Origin of the sequence: Marivita sp. (genome assembly GCF_051251565.1) — a bacterium.
Classification (GTDB): domain Bacteria; phylum Pseudomonadota; class Alphaproteobacteria; order Rhodobacterales; family Rhodobacteraceae; genus Marivita.
Genome location: NZ_JBPOFB010000012.1, coordinates 30,625 through 46,593, shown reverse-complemented (window position 1 = coordinate 46,593; position 15,969 = coordinate 30,625). Strand labels below are relative to the sequence as shown.

Annotated in this window: 15 protein-coding genes; 3 read left to right on the top strand and 12 right to left on the bottom strand. The window is 61.5% G+C overall.

The annotated features are described in order from the left end of the window. Nucleotides 1-17 precede the first annotated feature (17 nt). Nucleotides 18-989: an ABC transporter ATP-binding protein gene (locus tag ACSHXH_RS14470; protein ID WP_435672521.1), complete on the bottom strand. Its 972-nt coding sequence runs from the start codon at nt 987-989 to the stop codon at nt 18-20. Beyond that, nucleotides 986-2,866: a dipeptide/oligopeptide/nickel ABC transporter permease/ATP-binding protein gene (locus tag ACSHXH_RS14465; RefSeq protein ID WP_435672520.1), complete on the bottom strand. Its 1,881-nt coding sequence runs from the start codon at nt 2,864-2,866 to the stop codon at nt 986-988. The genes ACSHXH_RS14470 and ACSHXH_RS14465 overlap by 4 nt, the downstream gene beginning before the upstream one ends. A 127-nt stretch (nt 2,867-2,993) precedes the next feature. Between ACSHXH_RS14465 and ACSHXH_RS14460 the strand changes: the two genes are divergently transcribed. Continuing rightward, entirely contained in the window at nt 2,994-3,335 is a 342-nt protein-coding gene (locus ACSHXH_RS14460) for a hypothetical protein (RefSeq protein WP_435672519.1), read from the top strand. Nucleotides 3,336-3,352: 17 nt separating this feature from the next. Here the strand turns inward: ACSHXH_RS14460 and ACSHXH_RS14455 are convergent, their stop codons facing one another. Then, entirely contained in the window at nt 3,353-4,300 is a 948-nt protein-coding gene (locus tag ACSHXH_RS14455; RefSeq protein WP_435672518.1) for an ABC transporter permease, read from the bottom strand. Nucleotides 4,301-4,388: 88 nt separating this feature from the next. Further along, nucleotides 4,389-5,966 (bottom strand): ABC transporter substrate-binding protein, encoded by a 1,578-nt coding sequence (locus tag ACSHXH_RS14450; RefSeq protein ID WP_435672517.1) that lies wholly within the window; start codon nt 5,964-5,966, stop codon nt 4,389-4,391. A 103-nt stretch (nt 5,967-6,069) separates the two neighbouring features. Between ACSHXH_RS14450 and ACSHXH_RS14445 the strand changes: the two genes are divergently transcribed. After that, nucleotides 6,070-6,765, top strand: coding sequence for a DUF1028 domain-containing protein (locus ACSHXH_RS14445; RefSeq protein ID WP_435672516.1), 696 nt, complete (start codon nt 6,070-6,072; stop codon nt 6,763-6,765). Here ACSHXH_RS14445 and ACSHXH_RS14440 read toward each other — a convergent pair. The 4 genes from ACSHXH_RS14440 to ACSHXH_RS14425 all read right to left on the bottom strand — a co-directional run bounded on the left by ACSHXH_RS14440 (nt 6,752) and on the right by ACSHXH_RS14425 (nt 10,803). After that, nucleotides 6,752-7,522, bottom strand: coding sequence for a FadR/GntR family transcriptional regulator (locus ACSHXH_RS14440; RefSeq protein ID WP_435672515.1), 771 nt, complete (start codon nt 7,520-7,522; stop codon nt 6,752-6,754). The two genes, ACSHXH_RS14445 and ACSHXH_RS14440, sit on opposite strands and share 14 nt — an antisense overlap. Nucleotides 7,523-7,629: 107 nt before the next feature. Beyond that, nucleotides 7,630-9,126, bottom strand: a complete 1,497-nt coding sequence (locus ACSHXH_RS14435) for a TRAP transporter large permease (protein WP_435672514.1) — start codon at nt 9,124-9,126, stop codon at nt 7,630-7,632. Further along, a complete protein-coding gene (locus tag ACSHXH_RS14430) occupies nt 9,123-9,707 on the bottom strand; it encodes a TRAP transporter small permease (RefSeq protein ID WP_435672513.1) in 585 nt (194 codons plus the stop codon). Before ACSHXH_RS14430 ends, ACSHXH_RS14435 begins: the two co-directional genes overlap by 4 nt. A gap of 61 nt (nt 9,708-9,768) precedes the next feature. After that, a complete protein-coding gene (locus tag ACSHXH_RS14425; RefSeq protein ID WP_435672512.1) occupies nt 9,769-10,803 on the bottom strand; it encodes a TRAP transporter substrate-binding protein in 1,035 nt (344 codons plus the stop codon). A gap of 152 nt (nt 10,804-10,955) precedes the next feature. Here ACSHXH_RS14425 and ACSHXH_RS14420 point away from each other — a divergent pair, with 152 nt between their 5' ends. Next, nucleotides 10,956-11,297 (top strand): RidA family protein, encoded by a 342-nt coding sequence (locus tag ACSHXH_RS14420; RefSeq protein ID WP_435672511.1) that lies wholly within the window; start codon nt 10,956-10,958, stop codon nt 11,295-11,297. Here the strand turns inward: ACSHXH_RS14420 and ACSHXH_RS14415 are convergent. The 4 genes from ACSHXH_RS14415 to ACSHXH_RS14400 all read right to left on the bottom strand — a co-directional run bounded on the left by ACSHXH_RS14415 (nt 11,288) and on the right by ACSHXH_RS14400 (nt 15,965). Next, nucleotides 11,288-12,265, bottom strand: a complete 978-nt coding sequence (locus ACSHXH_RS14415) for a 2-dehydropantoate 2-reductase (protein WP_435672510.1) — start codon at nt 12,263-12,265, stop codon at nt 11,288-11,290. The two genes, ACSHXH_RS14420 and ACSHXH_RS14415, sit on opposite strands and share 10 nt — an antisense overlap. A gap of 117 nt (nt 12,266-12,382) precedes the next feature. Then, nucleotides 12,383-13,912 carry an acyl--CoA ligase gene (locus ACSHXH_RS14410; RefSeq protein WP_435672509.1) on the bottom strand — a complete coding sequence of 510 codons (1,530 nt, stop codon included), beginning with the start codon at nt 13,910-13,912 and terminating at the stop codon, nt 12,383-12,385. Between the two features lie 32 nt (nt 13,913-13,944). Next, nucleotides 13,945-15,462: a tripartite tricarboxylate transporter permease gene (locus tag ACSHXH_RS14405; protein ID WP_435672508.1), complete on the bottom strand. Its 1,518-nt coding sequence runs from the start codon at nt 15,460-15,462 to the stop codon at nt 13,945-13,947. A gap of 14 nt (nt 15,463-15,476) precedes the next feature. Continuing rightward, nucleotides 15,477-15,965 carry a tripartite tricarboxylate transporter TctB family protein gene (locus ACSHXH_RS14400; protein ID WP_435672507.1) on the bottom strand — a complete coding sequence of 163 codons (489 nt, stop codon included), beginning with the start codon at nt 15,963-15,965 and terminating at the stop codon, nt 15,477-15,479. Nucleotides 15,966-15,969 lie beyond the last annotated feature (4 nt).

Here is a 15,969-nt window from a genome sequence, read left to right as displayed (position 1 = left end):
ATTCTGAGGCCGCTAGCTCACGTCGGCGCATTGGATTCCAACGGATAGAAACAGGCCACATCCTTGGCCTGTCCCGCGGTCGCAAGCGCGGGCACCTCGACCCGGCACCTGTCCTGCGCACGCGGACAACGCGCTGCAAAGGCACAGCCCTGCGGCGGGTTCAACGGGTCTGGCAGCTCTGTTCCCGTGGCCTCGGGCTCGGCCAAAGGCCGCCCCACCACCGGCGCGCTTTGCGCCAGAAGCCGGGTGTAGGGATGGCGCGGGTTGGCAAAGATATCGACCGCCGGTCCGATCTCGACCACCGATCCGAAATACAGCACCGCAATCCGGTCACTGACCGCTTCGACGACCGCCAGATCATGGCTGATAAACAGATATGTCAGATCAAACTGCGCCTTGAGATCTGCCAACAGGTTCAACACCTGCGCCTGCACCGACACATCGAGCGCCGACACCGGCTCATCCAGGATCAGAATGCGCGCCTTGGCCGCGAGCGCCCGCGCGATCCCGATGCGCTGCGCCTGCCCGCCGGAAAACTCGTGCGGATAGCGGTCCAGAAAGTCCTCGCGCAGGTTCACACTGTCGAAAATCTCGGCAATCCGCGCGGCACGCTCCGCCGCGCCCATCCCGTGCAGATGCTTGAGCGGCGCATCCATCACCTGCCGGATCGTCTTGCGCGGGTTGAGCGAGGAAATCGGGTCCTGGAACACATATTGGATCTTTTTGCCGAACAACGCAGGGTCGGCATTGTCGAGCGCCTCACCCTCGATCTCGATAGTGCCGGTGGTCGGCTCCAACAACCCTACCAGCATCCGCGAAAGGGTCGATTTCCCGCAACCCGACTCCCCAACGACGCCCAGTGTCTCCCCCTGCCGCACCGTCAATGTCACCGGGTGCACCGCCTTGACCGATCCCTTTGCCGCGCCAAACAGCGAACGACCCACGGGAAAGGTCTTGGACACCCCGGTCAGTTTCAGCGCATCGGTCATCCCGCCACCTCGCGCGTGCCGCCCTCGGGATAGAGGCACCGCACCTTGCGCGCGCCCGTCTGTTCCAACGCGATCACCCCGGCGCGGCACTCTGGTTGGACACGCAGACACCGATCCGCAAAGGCACAGCCTTCGGGCAGGCGGTCCACCGCAGGCGGCAGGCCAGCAATCGCCTCCAGCCGCCGCTTGCCGCCACCCAGTTCCGGCACACAGGCCATCAGCCGCGCAGTATAGGGATGGCGCGGCGCATGAAGGATATCCACCGTGCTGCCTTCTTCGACAATGCGACCGGCATACATCACAGCGACCCGGTCACACAGCTGCCCCACCACGCCAAAGTCATGGGTGATGAACACAATCGCCAGCCCGCGTGACCGGCGCAGATCGTCCAGAATGGTCAACACTTGCGCCTGCACCGTCACATCAAGCGCCGTTGTCGGCTCGTCCGCGATGATGATGTCGGGATCATTGGCCAGCGCCATGGCAATACCAACCCGCTGGCGCATCCCGCCCGACATCTCATGCGGATAATCGGTGATACGTTGTTCGGCGTTCGGGATGCGCACTGCGTGCAGCAAGTCCACTGCTTTGGCCTGACCTTCGGCCCTCCCGATGGGGCGATGCGCGCGGATAGCCTCGATCAACTGATCGCCAACACGGTACAGCGGGTGCAACGTCGACAGCGGATCCTGAAAGATATAGGCCACGTTGCGCCCGCGCATGTCGCGCAACCTCTTATAAGGTGCACCGATCAGGTCTTCGCCGTCGTAATGCACAGTGCCCCCGGTGATCACACCGGGCGGGGACGCCACCAACCCCATCAGCGACAGCGCAGTCACCGACTTACCCGATCCGCTTTCGCCGATGATGCCAAGACATTCACCTTTCTCGACATGCAGATCGACACCACCAACAGCCCGGTACACCCGGTCTTTGACGTGAAACTGTGTCTCCAGCCCCTGCACCTCCAGCAGCCCCTTGCCCGTGGGCGCGGACACCGGCCCGGTTCGATCCACCCGCGTTGTCGCCATGGGCCGCGACAGCGCACCTGACTTGAGCCGAGGATCCAGTGCATCGCGCACCCCGTCGCCCAGCAGGTTGATCGACATGACGATGATCAGGATCATCACCCCCGGCACCACCGAGGTGTGCGGATTGGTGATCAACGCCGCCCGCGCCTCGCCCAGCATCGACCCCAGATCGGCCTGCGGTGGCTGGCTGCCAAGCCCAAGAAAGGACAAACCAGCGGTCTCAAGGATCATCCACCCAATGGTGGTGGACATGGCGATCACGATCACCGGGATCACGTTGGGCAGGATCTCGGACAGGATGATCCGCGTGTTCGACAACCCCGCCAGCCGCGCCGCATCGACAAATTCCTTATGCGCGATGCCCACGGTGATGCCGCGAATGTTGCGCGCAAAAAACGGCACGTTCACCGCCGCCACTGCGATCAACGCGTTGAACAACCCCGGCCCCAACGCCGCGACGATCGCCAGCGCCAAAAGGATATACGGAAACGCCATCACCATATCGACGCCGCGCATGATGATGTTGTCGGTGCGTCCCCCGTAAAACCCGGCAATGATCCCAATGGCCGCACCAAGCGTCGCTGCCACAATCGCCGCTGCAAACCCCACAGCCAGCGACAACCGCGTCCCCCACATCAGCCGGGACAGCAAATCGCGGCCCAGATGATCGGTGCCCAACACAGCACCTTGGGAAAAGATCGGCTGAAACCGGTTGCTCGTGTTGGTCACATCCGGGTCCGCCAGCGGCAGGATCGGCGTCAGCAGCGCCAAAAGCACCACCACCGCCATCACAACACCGCCCGCCAGCGCCAGACGGTTGCGCGCCAAAAGCGTCAGAAACGCCATGCCGCACCATGCCCTGACATTTGCGTTATCGCGTCTTGTGCGCCGCGCGTGCCCGCCCATCTCACAAGGGTGTGAACGCGCTGCCGCGCCCCACGGCCACGCCTATCGCCAAAAGGAGACCGTTCCGATGTTCCGCACCGCAGTCATTGCGCTTTTCCTTGCCACCAGTCCCGTCCTTGCAGACCCAACCGACCCGCTCATCCCGATTGCGGATGCAGAGCGCGGCACGTTCGTGACTGTCGCAGGCGAAGTGACCCGCATCATGGACGAGGACACCTTCCGCCTGACCGATGCCTCGGACGATATCCGCATCTATATCGGCCCGAACCGCATGCCGGTGCGCAATGGCGACACCGTCACGATCTCTGGCTTCGTTGATGACAATCTGCTTGGCCCACGCGAAATCTACGCCGAGACGGCGCTCCTGTCTGACGGCAGCACCGTGACCTTTGACAAGCGCTACGACTGACGCGGACCGGCACGGGGTCATGTCTTGATCCTTGGATCAAGCAGGCTCTGCGCCACGTCCACTGCGATGTTGAACAGCACATAACACGCAGCCACAAACACCACGCCACCCTGCACCAGCAGGATATCTCGCTTGAGGATCGCATCCACCAGCATCCGCCCGACACCGGGCCACTGAAACACGATCTCGATATAGACAGCGCCCGACAACACGAACCCCGCCTGTATACCCAAAACCGGGATGATCGACACCATCGCCGCGCGCAGCGCATGGCGCCAGATCACACCGCGCTCAGGCACGCCTTTCGCCCGCGCCGTGCGGATGAAATCCTGCCGCAACACCTCAAGCATCGCCGACCGCGACAAGCGCGCGATCACGCCTGTGGCGACAACTGCCAGCGCCAATGCCGGCATGGTCAGATGCGATACCAGCGCCCCCAGATCCCGGTCGCCATAGATGGGCCACATGCCCGAGACCGGAAACCAGCGCAGGGTCACTGCAAAGAACAATATCATCATCATGCCAAGGAAAAACGACGGGATCGAAATGCCCAAAAGCACCACAAACGTGATGCCCCGGTCCGCCCAGCCATATTGATGCGCCGCTGAAATCACCCCCGCCACGATACCAAGCACCGAACACAACACAAAGGCCGTGCCCGCAAGGACCAATGTCGCGTTGAACCGCTCCAGCACCTCGTCCAACACCGGCCGGTTGAGCGCAAAGGACGTGCCAAAATCCCCGGTCAGCATATTGCCCAACCAGATGAAATACTGCTGCACCAATGGTTTGTCCAAACCCAGATCGCGGTTGAGCTTGGCAACATTCTCGGGCGTCGCATAGCTGCCCAAAATCGCCGTCGCCGGGTCACCGGGGATCAGCGCCATGATCAGAAACACGATCACCGTAATCCCAAGCAGAACCGGGATCGCCGACAACAATCGCTTGAGGATATATCCGCTCACGAACGGCCCTTCATCTTGCCAGACAAACTCCGGGGGGTGCGGGGGGCTGGCCCCCCGCCTGTCAGACGGGCCGCAGCCCGTGCGAAACCTAGTTCTTCACAACCTCGTCCAACAGCAAAAAGAACGATGGCTGCAACGCGAAATTCTCGACGCCCGCACGCGTCACTGCGTTCTGCTTCCAGTTGGCCACGAACACCCAGGGCGCATCCTGCTGCACGATCACCTGCATCTCTTTGTAAAGCCGCGCGCGCTCGTCCTGATCGGTGGCCACCCGCGCAGCCTCCAGCAAAGCGTCCACCTCGGGGTTGGAATAATAGCCCGAGTTGAACCCACCGGCGTCCGGCCACGCATCCGTGCGCAGCGCAAGAAACGGCAGCGTGTCGGGATCGTTGGTCATCCACGCCATCTGCGCCATATCTGCTTTGCCCTCAAGCCCGGGGTTCACCTCTCCCAGGAACGTGTTCCACTCATAGGTTTCAATGCTCACATCAAACCCAACCGCTTCCAGATCGGCCTGAATGGCGGTGCCCATCGCCACCGGATCAAGCATCCCGGACCCGCCTTCGGTCACGAAAAAGGTCAGCTCTGCGCCCTCGGCCCCGGCCTCGGCGATCAACGCCCGTGCACGATCGGGATCATAAGGATAGGGCTCCAGCTCTTCGTTATAGGCCCAGGCAAAGGCGGGTGGCGTCGGGCCGGCGGCCACGTCTGCTGTGCCCTCCAGCACCTCGTTCACAAGCGCCGTCTTGTTGACCGCGTAATTCGCCGCCTGACGCACCCGCACATCGGCAAACGGGCCCTCCTTGGCATTCAGGATCAGGAACCAGACATGCGGTCCGGCCTGTTCATGCACCGTGTAAGCATCGCCCTGAAATTCCGACAACGCCACGGGGGGCACTTCGACCATCAGATCAATACCCCCCGCCAGCATTTCCGCCGTGCGGGTGTTGGCGTCTGTGATCGGGCGGAACACAACCGCCTGCAACTCGGGCGCGCCGTCCCAGTAATCTGGGTTCGCCTCGATCACCACCGCCTCGTTTGACCGCCATTCACCAAACGTGAACGCGCCGGTGCCAGACGGGTTGCGCCCGAACTCGGCACCATGCTGCGCAACGGCGGCAGGCGACACGATCAAACCGGTCGGATAGGCGAGGTTCGACAGGAACGGCGCATAGGGCCCGTTCAGCGTGAAACGCACAGTCAGATCGTCCACTGCTTCGACAGAGTCAATCGACGAGAAGAAAAACGCGAGCGGGAAAGGGCCGGTGTCGTGATAGGGATGATCCTCGTTCAGCATCCGGTCAAAGTTGAACTTGACCGCCTCGGCATCAAACGCACTGCCATCGTGAAACGTCACCCCGTCGCGCAGGGTAAAGGTGTAGACCGTGCCATCCGCGCTGATCTCCCAATCGGTCGCAAGCGCCGGTTCCACCTCAAGAGTGCCGTCGCGGTAGCGCACCAACCCGTCATAGACATTCATCAGAATGCGGAAATCATTCACAGCCGTGACAGCCGCCGGATCAAGCGCCTTGGGCTCTGCGATCTGCCCGACAATCAGAACTCCGGGCGGAGTTTGCGCGGCACCCGGCACGACCGCTCCAAGGGTCAGGGCCAAGGCTGTGCCAGCGGCCAACAGGCTGCGGCGGGTGATATGGAATAGCGACATGGGTGACGTCCTCTGCTGAGATATCAGTTTTTATTTATCATGATAAATTGCATCAGGCCAAATTTTCATGATAAATTCAAGTCCACAGAAAACGGAGCCGCCCATGACCATTTCAATTCTGGCTTTTGATGAAAAAACGGGCGCTTATGGCGGGGCCGCAATGACAGGAAGCCTCTGTGTTGGTGGCTGGGTTCTGCGTGGCGATGCCGAATCGGGGCTTTCGGCGTCGCAGGGATCGCTGCCCAGCACCATGTGGGGCACTGACGTTCTGACCCTGATGCGTGGCGGCACCAGCGCTGCCGTTGCCGTGGCACAGATCACCTCTGCCGACACGGGCCGCGCCGAACGGCAATTGGCGGCACTTGATCCCAAAGGGCAGACAGGCCATTTCACCGGGGCCAACAGCATTGCCGTGGCCGACGCACGCACCGCGCGGCACGTGGTTGTCACCGGAAATCTGCTGGCGTCACAGACTGTTCTGGACGCCTGTCTCCATGGATTTCTTACCGCCAAAGGCTTGCTCGACTCTCGACTTTTGGCCGCGCTCGATGCCGCCAACAGCGCCGGGGGCGACAGCCGGGGGGTGCTCTCTTCCGCCCTGCTGATGGTCAGCCAGACGCAGCCACCCATGTCCCTGCGCATCGACTATTCGGAAACACCGCTGGCCGATCTGCGCGCCCTGCACCGTCGCGCGACAACGGGGCATTACGGCGATTGGGTCACCCATGTGCCAACACCCGACGACCCACACCGCAGCGCGCCGTTCATCGCAGCGAACGGCCCGGTCACTCCGCGATAAAGCGTTTCATGACCTCGGCCTCTTGATCCTCCATCAGGTCGCGCGCCATTTCCATATGGCTTGCCATCACCCGCCGTGCCGCACCCCCATCGCCAGAGCGCAACGCAGCGATCAATTCCAACTGGTGATCGCGCCCACGCTTCCACAGGTCATGGTTCGGCGTCGCATAGAGCCGTTTATAGACCGTCAAATCCGTCAGGATCTGCGCCATGAAGCTGATGAAGAAACTCAACAGCGCGTTGTCGCCAAAATCAGACAAGCGCGCGTGGAACCGCAGGGACGCCACATGCTGCAACCGCTCTTCGCGCGCGTCTTTCGCGGGGGCGGCATAGTTTTCCATGATCGCCTCCAGCTCGGCCAGTTGGGCGTCAGACAGGTTCCCGGCCAAAGACGCCGCCAACTCAGGCTCGAGCGACAGTCGCACCGCGTAGATATCCGCGATGGTGACATTTTGAAAATAAAAGTAATTCGCCAAAAGCGCATGCGCCCGGTCGCGCGACACCTCGCCCACGAAACTGCCGCCTCCCGGCCCGGTCTTGGTTTCGACCAGCCCCTGCGCCTGAAGGATGCGCATCGCCTCGCGGATGGTGCCCTTGGACATCTGGAAACGGTCGATCAAGTCGGCCTCGCCGGGAAGACGGTCACCAGGCATCAAGCCCTGCTCGACCACCCAGTCCTTTATTGCCTCTGCGACCCGCACGGGCCGTGACCGGCGTGGCGCGCGCGCGGGAAGATCGGTTTTGATGCTCAGTGTCATCTGTGCCCTTGGTTCACGCAGCCCTTAGCAGACAGCCGTGCCATGCAACCAATTTATCATGATGAATACAACCCTTTGCACGGCCCCACGCCGCATCCGCCTGCCTGTCAATACAGCCAGAACAGCGTAATCGCCGGGAACAACACCAGCAGGATCACCCGCACAATGTCCGAGGTTACAAACCAGATCACCGCCTTGTACGTTTCCATCATCGGGGTGTCGCGGTCCATCGAATTGATGATGAACAGGTTCATACCCACCGGCGGCGTGATCAGCCCCACCTCAACCACGATCAGGACAAGAATACCGAACCAGATCGCAACCCATTCCGCCTCGATCCGGTTTGCCATGCCTTGGGTCACGCGAATGTCCAGCGCGCTCATCTGGTCGCGGGTCAGTTCCGCGCCCGTGGCCATGGCCGTCTGGATCGACGCAAGCATATCCTGCGTCATGCCCTCGGGGATACCCACCGCCAACACTTCGCGCGCGGCATCGGCCTGCATCACCGCAAGATCAACAAACCCGAAATCCATCACCGAAATCACCGGGAAAAAGATCGGGATCGTCAAAAGGATCATCGACAGGCTGTCCATCAGACACCCGAAGATCAGGTAAAACACGAGGATCAGCGTCAGCACCATAAATGGGCTCAGACCCATGTCCACAACCCAGTTCGACAATTCTTGCGGCACCTGCGTCAGCGCCAGAAACCCATTGTAGAAAGACGCGCCCAGCACGATGAAAAAGATCATCGCAGTCGCCACCGCCGTCTGAACGATGCTCTGCTTGAACACCGCCCATGTCAGGTTCCCCGACACCAGCGCGATCAATCCGGTTCCTGCTGCCCCGACTGCCGCACCTTCTGTTGGCGTGAACCACCCTGCATAAATCCCTCCGACCACCAGCCCGAAGACCAACAAAACAGGCCACACGTCAAACAGCGCGCGCCACCGGTCCGCATAGGGCACCGGATCGCGGTGCCCTGCCGCGTCCGGGTGACGTCGGACGTAAAGAGAGATCGTCACCATATACCCAAGAGCCGCCAGCAAACCGGGGATAAAGGCAGCAAGAAACAGCTTGGCAATGTTCTGTTCGGTCAAGATCGCATAGATCACAAGGATCACCGAGGGCGGGATCAGGATGCCCAAGGTGCCGCCCGCCGCCAGGGTCGCCGTCGAAAACCCGCCGGAATAGCCATTCCGCTTCAACTCGGGCAGCGCGACCCGGCTCATGGTTGCCGCCGTCGCCAAGGACGATCCGCAGATCGCCCCGAACCCCGCACAGGCCCCGACCGACGCCATCGCAACCCCGCCCTTGCGGTGGCCCAGCCAGGATTCCGCCGCCTTGAAAAGGGCCTGCGACATGCCTGACAGGGTCGCAAACTGGCCCATTAACAAGAAAATCGGAATAATCGACAGCGAATAGCTGGAAAATGTTGAATATGTCTCGGATTTGAGCCGCGCCAGAACCACATCGGGACTGCCCAGCGCCAACCAAAGCCCGCCAATCCCGCACAGCATCATCGCAAGCCCGATCGGCGCGCGCACAAAGATCAGCGCCAGCAGGACCGGAAAGGACCAGATGCCAAGCTCCAGCAAGCTCATATCGCGTCAGCCCCGGAGGATGGCAGGATCGACCGGCCCGTCGCGGCCAAAATCACCCGACCCACCGAGCAATAGATCGCTGTTACCGACGCGACCAGAGCCGCAACAAAGCTGGCCGCATAGGCCCACCAGATCGGGAATTGCAGCAAGAACGTCGTCTCGCCATTGCCGAATTTGTCCCAAAGCCCCGCCGACAATCGCCATGTGATCAGCAAGATGACCAGCGTCAGCACCACGTCCCAGAACGCGACAAGCCAGCCGTTGACCCGGTCAGACAGGCGTGACGTGAACACATCGACGGTCGCGTGGCCCGCATAAAGCTGACAGATCGGCAAAAACGCAAATATGGCAAAGGCGATCCCGGCCTCGACAAGCTCAAAGTCGCCTGTGACCGGCCCGACGCCCGCCGCGATCAGCCCGTCCGCCGCCCCTTGCGACAGCCCGATCAACCAATCGGAATGCCCCATGGAATTGAGCCCGCGCCCAAGGACTGACACACAGGTCAACACCACAAGCGCGGTCAGAACCACACCGCCCAAAACGGCCATGCCCCGTGCAAGGCGGTCTATCGCCGTCTTCATGCCTGTGCCCCCTGTCACCCATGGCGCGACCCGGCCAAAGGGCCGGGCCGCGCATCACGCTTTACTGCGTGTTGTGCTTTTCCAACAGCTCATTCGCCCGCGCAATCAGCGCGGCCCCGTCGATGCCCTTCTCGTCCATCTCTGCGATCCACTCGGCCGTTGTGGTGTCGGCTGCGGCCTGCCACGCGCCGGCATCTGCCTCGGAGATGGTGATAATGTTGTTGCCCGCATCCAACGCGGCCTCGCGTGACGGACCATCATCCGCCTGCATCTGGGTACCCGCCATCCGGCTGAACTCCGCACCAGACTGGCTGTCGATCACCGCCTTAAGGTCATCAGGCAGCGCCTCATAGGCATCCTTGTTCATCGCAAAGATAAACGTCGTGGTGTAGATCGCATTGCCCTCGAATTCGGTATGGTTCTCCACCAGCTCGGCCACTTTCAACGCGGCTGTCACCTCCCACGGAATCACGGCCCCGTCCACAACCCCTTTGGACAGCGATTCAGGAATGGCCGGAACCGGCATCCCCACCGTGGTGGCACCAAGATTGGAAAACAGCTTGGTCGTTACCCGCGTCGGCGCGCGCAGCTTCATCCCATTGAGGTCGTCCGGCGTTGCCACCGGATCGGTGGAATGGATCACACCCGGGCCATGCACCCAGACGCCCAGCACTTTGAAATCGGCAAAGTCCTGATCCATCATCTGCTCTTCGACCAGTTCCCAATAGGCGGCCGACATATCGCCCGCATCCGTCATCAGGAACGGCAGCTCGAACACCTCGGCACGCGGAAAACGACCCGGTGTATACCCCGCTACGGTCCAGATAATGTCCGCAACCCCATCAATCGCCTGATCAATCAGCTGCGGCGGCGTGCCGCCCAATTGCATCGACGGAAAATGCTGGATCTCGATCCGCCCTCCCGACGCCTCCATCACCCGGTCGGCCCAAGGCACCAGCACATTCTTGGGAACATTGGCCTGCGCGGGCAAAAACTGGTGCATCCGCAGCGTGACCTCTTGGGCAAACGCCCCTGTGGCCAGCATCGTCGCCAGTGCCGTCGTTCCCGCAAGCTTTAGAAATGCGCGCTTGATCATGTCGTAAATCCTCCCTGAATTTATAAAGATATAAACGCACGAAGCCCGTTGCGATACCAAGGGGAATTTACGACGCGCCCCGATGCTGACAGGCTGGACAATCGCGCCCATCACCCCGAGGGTGCGGGCAAATGTTCAAAAGGAGACACCCCATGATTGAGCGCCTCGAAATCGGCCAACGGATGAGCAAGATCGTCAAACACAATGGCACCGTCTATCTCTGCGGCCAAGTGGGCGCAGGCGACAGCGCCACGGAACAGACCGAGGACTGCCTCGCCCGCGTCGATGCGTTGCTGAAACAGGCCGGATCGTCGCGCGACCAGATCCTGCAAGCGATCATCTGGGTCGCCGACATGGCCGACTTCGCCGAGATGAACGCCGTCTGGGATGCCTGGGTGCCCGAAGGCCACGCCCCTGCCCGCGCCTGCGGAGAGGCCAAACTGGCCCGCCCCGAACTTAAGGTCGAAGTGATTGTGACAGCGGCTTACGCATAAAGCCCTGCCGTGCGCGCGCGCAATTGCACCAAGGCCAGCACCGTATCGATCGTCGGTGTTGGCACACCGACCACACGGCCCAATTCCTGCACCGATCCGACCAGCGCGTCGATCTCCATCGGACGGCCCTGATCCAGATCCTGCAACATTGACGTCCGGTGCGCGCCAACAGCCGCCCCACCGTCAATCCGCCGCTCAACGTCAATCGGGAATTTCACGCCCAGCGCCTCGGCAATCGCCTGCGCCTCAAGCATCATGCCACGGGCAACACCGCGGGTGCCGACATCGGTGCACAGCACGTCCAGCGTCGCATGGGTCAGCGCCGAGATCGGGTTGAACGACAGGTTCCCCCACAGCTTGACCCAGATCTCGTCACGCAAACGCGGCCGTACGGGTGCCTTCAAACCAGCCGACGACAGCGCCTGCGACAAAGCCACCGCGCGCTCAGACTTGGACCCATCCGGTTCGCCCAGCGAAAAACGATTGCCCTCGATATGCTTGACCACTCCCGGCTCGATCACCTCTGCCGCCGGATAGACGACACAGCCCAACACACTGTCCGGGCCAAACCCGTCCCATTGCGCATTGCCCGGATCGACGCTCTCAAGCCGCGTGCCCTCATGTGCGCCACCGATCTTGTGGAAATACCACCAAGGCACCCCGTTCACGCCCGACACGATCGTGGTGTTCGGCCCAATGAGCGGTTTCATCTTCTCAACCACAGGCGGCACGGAATGTGCCTTGAGCGTGACAATGACATAGTCCTGCACACCCAAATCCGCCGGGTTGTCCGACGCCGTAACCTGAACGCGCGCCTCGCTGTCTTCCTCGATCAACCGCAGCCCATTGGCCTGCATCGCTGCCAGATGCGGCCCGCGCGCCACAAGACTGACATCCGCCCCGGCCTGCGCCAGTTTCACACCCATATAGCCGCCAATGGCGCCTGCTCCGAATACGCAAATCTTCATCGCTCACCCCGAAACGATCCGCTGATAGGGTGCGAACCGTTCCTCCTTCATCTTGCAAAGTAAACTCCCGCCGGAGGCTCCCACAGGACCCACCCGGCGCTCAATCACGGTGTTGGCTTAAGCGGGTTCAACCAGCCCCAACTTTTCCGCAAGACCGATCCGCTGCATCTTGCCCGTCGCACCTTTGGGGATCTCATCGAGGATGATTACCTTGCGCGGCACCTTGAAGTCCGCCATGCGGGTGGCCGCGAAATCGCGGATATCGCGCTCTGTCGCCTGCGACCCTTCGGCCAAAACAACCGCCGCGGCGACCTCTTCGCCCAGCTTGGGATGGGGCAGCGCAAAGGTCACCACCTGCGCCACATCCGGGTGATCCAGCAACACGCCATCCACCTCGAGCGGCGAGACCTTCTCGCCGCCGCGATTGATGATCTCTTTCAACCGCCCGGTGAGATGCAGGAATCCATCGGTGTCAAACGCCCCCTGATCGCCGGTGCGGAACCAGCGCTTGCCCTCGGCGTCAAAGAAGTTCTTGGCGTTGGCGTCCGGGTTGCTCTCGTAACCGGGTGTCACGTTCGGGCCAGAGATCACCACCTCGCCGGTGCCGTCGATCAGCATGTTCTCGGCCTCATGCGCCACGCGCACTTCTGGGCCAGCGGCCACACCCACCGCGCCGGGCTTTTGCCGGTCAAACGGGTTGCAGCACATCTGGTGCGCCGCTTCGGTCATGCCATACGCCTCGATCACCGGGGCCTGGAACGTTGCGTGCAACGCCTCCATCACCTGCCCTGGCAAGGACGCCGAGGATGATCGCAGGAATCGCAAAGGCACCTCTGCGATCACATCCGCATTGCGCCCGGCGCGGCTCAGGATCGCCTGATGCATGGTCGGCACGGCAGTGTACCATGTCGGCCGCGCGTCCTTCATCCAGCCAAAGAACCGCAGCGCATCAAATCCCGGCGCGCACCAGATCGACGCACCCACGGACAGCGATGCCGACACCGCCGCCAAAAGCCCATGGATGTGGAACAACGGCATCACGTTGAGGCAGCGATCCGCCGCCGTCAGGTTCAAAGACGCCGCGATGTTGTGCGCCGACGCCGCGACATTGGACTGCAAGAGCGGCACGATCTTGGGCCGCGATGTTGTACCCGACGTGTGCAGGATCAGCGCCACATCGTCATCCGTCGGCACACTGTCGGGCAGTTCCGCGCCCGTCGCTCCATCGGCAGACAGCGTAAACGCACCCGCCGCAGCACCGGCGGCCACAACGGTACGCAGCACCACCAAGCCCAAGGTCTGAGCCGCCGCCAGAGCTGGCCCGTCATAGCCATCGGCCAGCACAATCGCTTTGGCCCCAAGGTCATCAAGGTAAAACGCGTATTCGTCTTCGCGGTAGGCCGGGTTCAGCGGGGCCGTGGTCGCGGCCTGCGCAATCGTCACAAAAGCCGATGCCATCTCTGGCCCGTTCGCCAGGACAATCGCCACCCGGTCGCTGGGCCCGATGCCAAAGCCTCGCAGCGACGCGCGCACCTCTGCCGACAGGTCGCGCAGCGCGCCATAGCTCAGCCAGTCGCGCCCCGGTGCCCCCAACGCCAATGCGCTGGCGTCATGTCCGTCTATCAGTGCCTTGACGTTCGTTGCCATTGCCCTGTCCCCTCCGTCGTCATGTTTTCAGATTATTCCGCCGGAGCAATGCGCCGACGTCCTCCCTTGCGCAGATACTTAACCAATGGAAGCACAAAGAAAAGTGCAGCAATGGCAATAAATGTCCCCGACAAAGGTCGCTCTATGAAGGCCAGCACGTTGCCCTGCTCGGAAATCAACGTCTGACGAAAGCTTTTCTCCATCAGCGGCCCCAACACAAGCGCCAATACCAGCGGGGCCAAAGGATAATCCGCCTTGCGCAGCAGATACCCTGCCACACCGAACCCTGCGATCAGCCACACGTCGTGCATTTTCTGGCTCGGGGCAAAGCCGCCCACGATGCACAGCACGATCACGATAGCGCACAGCACGGTAAACGGCATCCGCAGCGCCCAGACAAACAAAGGGATCAGCGCGATATTGATGGCCACAGCGGCGAAATTTGCGGTGTAGAGCGATGAAATCAGACCCCAGACGAAATCCGGCTGTTCAATGAACAACATCGGCCCCGGCATCAGCCCCCACATCACCATACCCCCCAGCAAAAGCGCGGTGGTGGGCGAGCCGGGAATGCCCAGCGTCAGCATTGGCAAAAGCGATCCGGTTGAGGCCGCGTTGTTCGCCGTTTCGGGCGCAGCCACACCTTCGATATTGCCCTTGCCGAAACTTTTGGGGTCTTTCGACGTCGACCGCGCAATCCCGTAGGCCATGAGCGCGGCAGGCGTTGCGCCCGCGGCAGGCAACATGCCGACGAAAAAGCCAAGGAACGATCCAAGGCTCATGGTCCGCCACAGCCGGTTCATGGTCCGCAGCCCCTCCCACAGATCGCGGAGCGTGATTTTGGCGGGTGTCACCTGCGGTGCGGTGCGGGAGGTTTCGATGGTGTAGAGGATCTCACCGATGCCATAGACCCCGATGGCCAGCACCAGAAAGCTGATCCCGGAATAGAACCCCGGCATATCCCCAAAGATCAGGCGCGGCTGGCCAGAGATCATATCAAGCCCGACCGTGCTCAGCACCAGACCCAGGCAGATCATGATGATCGTCTTGAGCTTATCATCACCCCCCAGCCCCACAAACGTGGTAAACGCCATCAGCACCAGTGCGAATTCTTCCGCCGGGCCAAATGCCAGCGCCAGATCGGCCAGCGGGACCGCGAACAGCGTGAACAGCACAACCGAAATTGTCCCACCGACAAACGAGGCGACCGCAGCCGCGATCAGGGCCAGTCCCGCCTTTCCCTGCTGCGCCATAGGTCGCCCGTCAAACGTGGTCGCCACCGCCGTCGATGCGCCCGGAATGCCTAACAGGATCGACGAAATCGCACCGCCGTACATGGCCCCGTAGTAGATGGCGCAAAGAAGGATGATCGCCGAACTGGGTGGCACGATGAACGTCAGCGGCAGAACAATTGCCACCCCGTTGACCGATCCCAACCCGGGCATTGCACCGATGAACAGGCCAGCGGTCACGCCGAGAATCACAATCATAAGGTTGAGCGGCGACAATGACGTCGCAAACCCATCCGCCAAAAGACCAAGCGTTTCCATATTTCAAACCCCGATCAGAAGAACATTGCGTAAAGCGGAAAGAAAAGCGGCTCTGTCACGCCTTTGGGCAACAGGATCTTCAGCGTTACTTCGAAGAAGAAAAACAAGAATACCGGCGTGCAAACGGCCAGACTCGCCGTCAAAACCCAGCCATGCTCGCCGTAAATGCGGATATACCAAAAGATAAACAGCGGGATCGCCACATAGGCCCCCAGCACAGGGATCAGCGCAATGGTCACGAAAAGCGCGATGACGACCGCGAGCACGCTGCGCAACATCTGACTGTCAAAGAAATGCTGCGATGACGGGGCCTGCATCAGGCTGCGCACCAACACGCCGGCAGCGGACAACAGCATCACCAGCGATAGCCAGAACGGAAATGCACCGCCACCCGGTCCGCCGGTCATGCCGTTCCACCCGATCGGCAACGCCGTGGCGTGCCACATGAAATAGGCCGATAGCGCCATGATGGCGATGGCGATCACTCTGTCCGCAACAAGCATCGCA

What these genes read in the sequence shown, in the direction of transcription:
- ACSHXH_RS14470 (WP_435672521.1), bottom strand. Translation starts at nt 989, where the DNA reads ATGACCGATGCGCTGAAACTGACCGGGGTGTCCAAGACCTTTCCCGTG.
- ACSHXH_RS14465 (WP_435672520.1), bottom strand. Translation starts at nt 2,866, where the DNA reads ATGGCGTTTCTGACGCTTTTGGCGCGCAACCGTCTGGCGCTGGCGGGC.
- ACSHXH_RS14460 (WP_435672519.1), top strand. Translation starts at nt 2,994, where the DNA reads ATGTTCCGCACCGCAGTCATTGCGCTTTTCCTTGCCACCAGTCCCGTC.
- ACSHXH_RS14450 (WP_435672517.1), bottom strand. Translation starts at nt 5,966, where the DNA reads ATGTCGCTATTCCATATCACCCGCCGCAGCCTGTTGGCCGCTGGCACA.
- ACSHXH_RS14445 (WP_435672516.1), top strand. Translation starts at nt 6,070, where the DNA reads ATGACCATTTCAATTCTGGCTTTTGATGAAAAAACGGGCGCTTATGGC.
- ACSHXH_RS14440 (WP_435672515.1), bottom strand. Translation starts at nt 7,522, where the DNA reads ATGACACTGAGCATCAAAACCGATCTTCCCGCGCGCGCGCCACGCCGG.
- ACSHXH_RS14435 (WP_435672514.1), bottom strand. Translation starts at nt 9,126, where the DNA reads ATGAGCTTGCTGGAGCTTGGCATCTGGTCCTTTCCGGTCCTGCTGGCG.
- ACSHXH_RS14430 (WP_435672513.1), bottom strand. Translation starts at nt 9,707, where the DNA reads ATGAAGACGGCGATAGACCGCCTTGCACGGGGCATGGCCGTTTTGGGC.
- ACSHXH_RS14425 (WP_435672512.1), bottom strand. Translation starts at nt 10,803, where the DNA reads ATGATCAAGCGCGCATTTCTAAAGCTTGCGGGAACGACGGCACTGGCG.
- ACSHXH_RS14420 (WP_435672511.1), top strand. Translation starts at nt 10,956, where the DNA reads ATGATTGAGCGCCTCGAAATCGGCCAACGGATGAGCAAGATCGTCAAA.
- ACSHXH_RS14415 (WP_435672510.1), bottom strand. Translation starts at nt 12,265, where the DNA reads ATGAAGATTTGCGTATTCGGAGCAGGCGCCATTGGCGGCTATATGGGT.
- ACSHXH_RS14410 (WP_435672509.1), bottom strand. Translation starts at nt 13,912, where the DNA reads ATGGCAACGAACGTCAAGGCACTGATAGACGGACATGACGCCAGCGCA.
- ACSHXH_RS14405 (WP_435672508.1), bottom strand. Translation starts at nt 15,462, where the DNA reads ATGGAAACGCTTGGTCTTTTGGCGGATGGGTTTGCGACGTCATTGTCG.
- ACSHXH_RS14400 (WP_435672507.1), bottom strand. Translation starts at nt 15,965, where the DNA reads ATGCTTGTTGCGGACAGAGTGATCGCCATCGCCATCATGGCGCTATCG.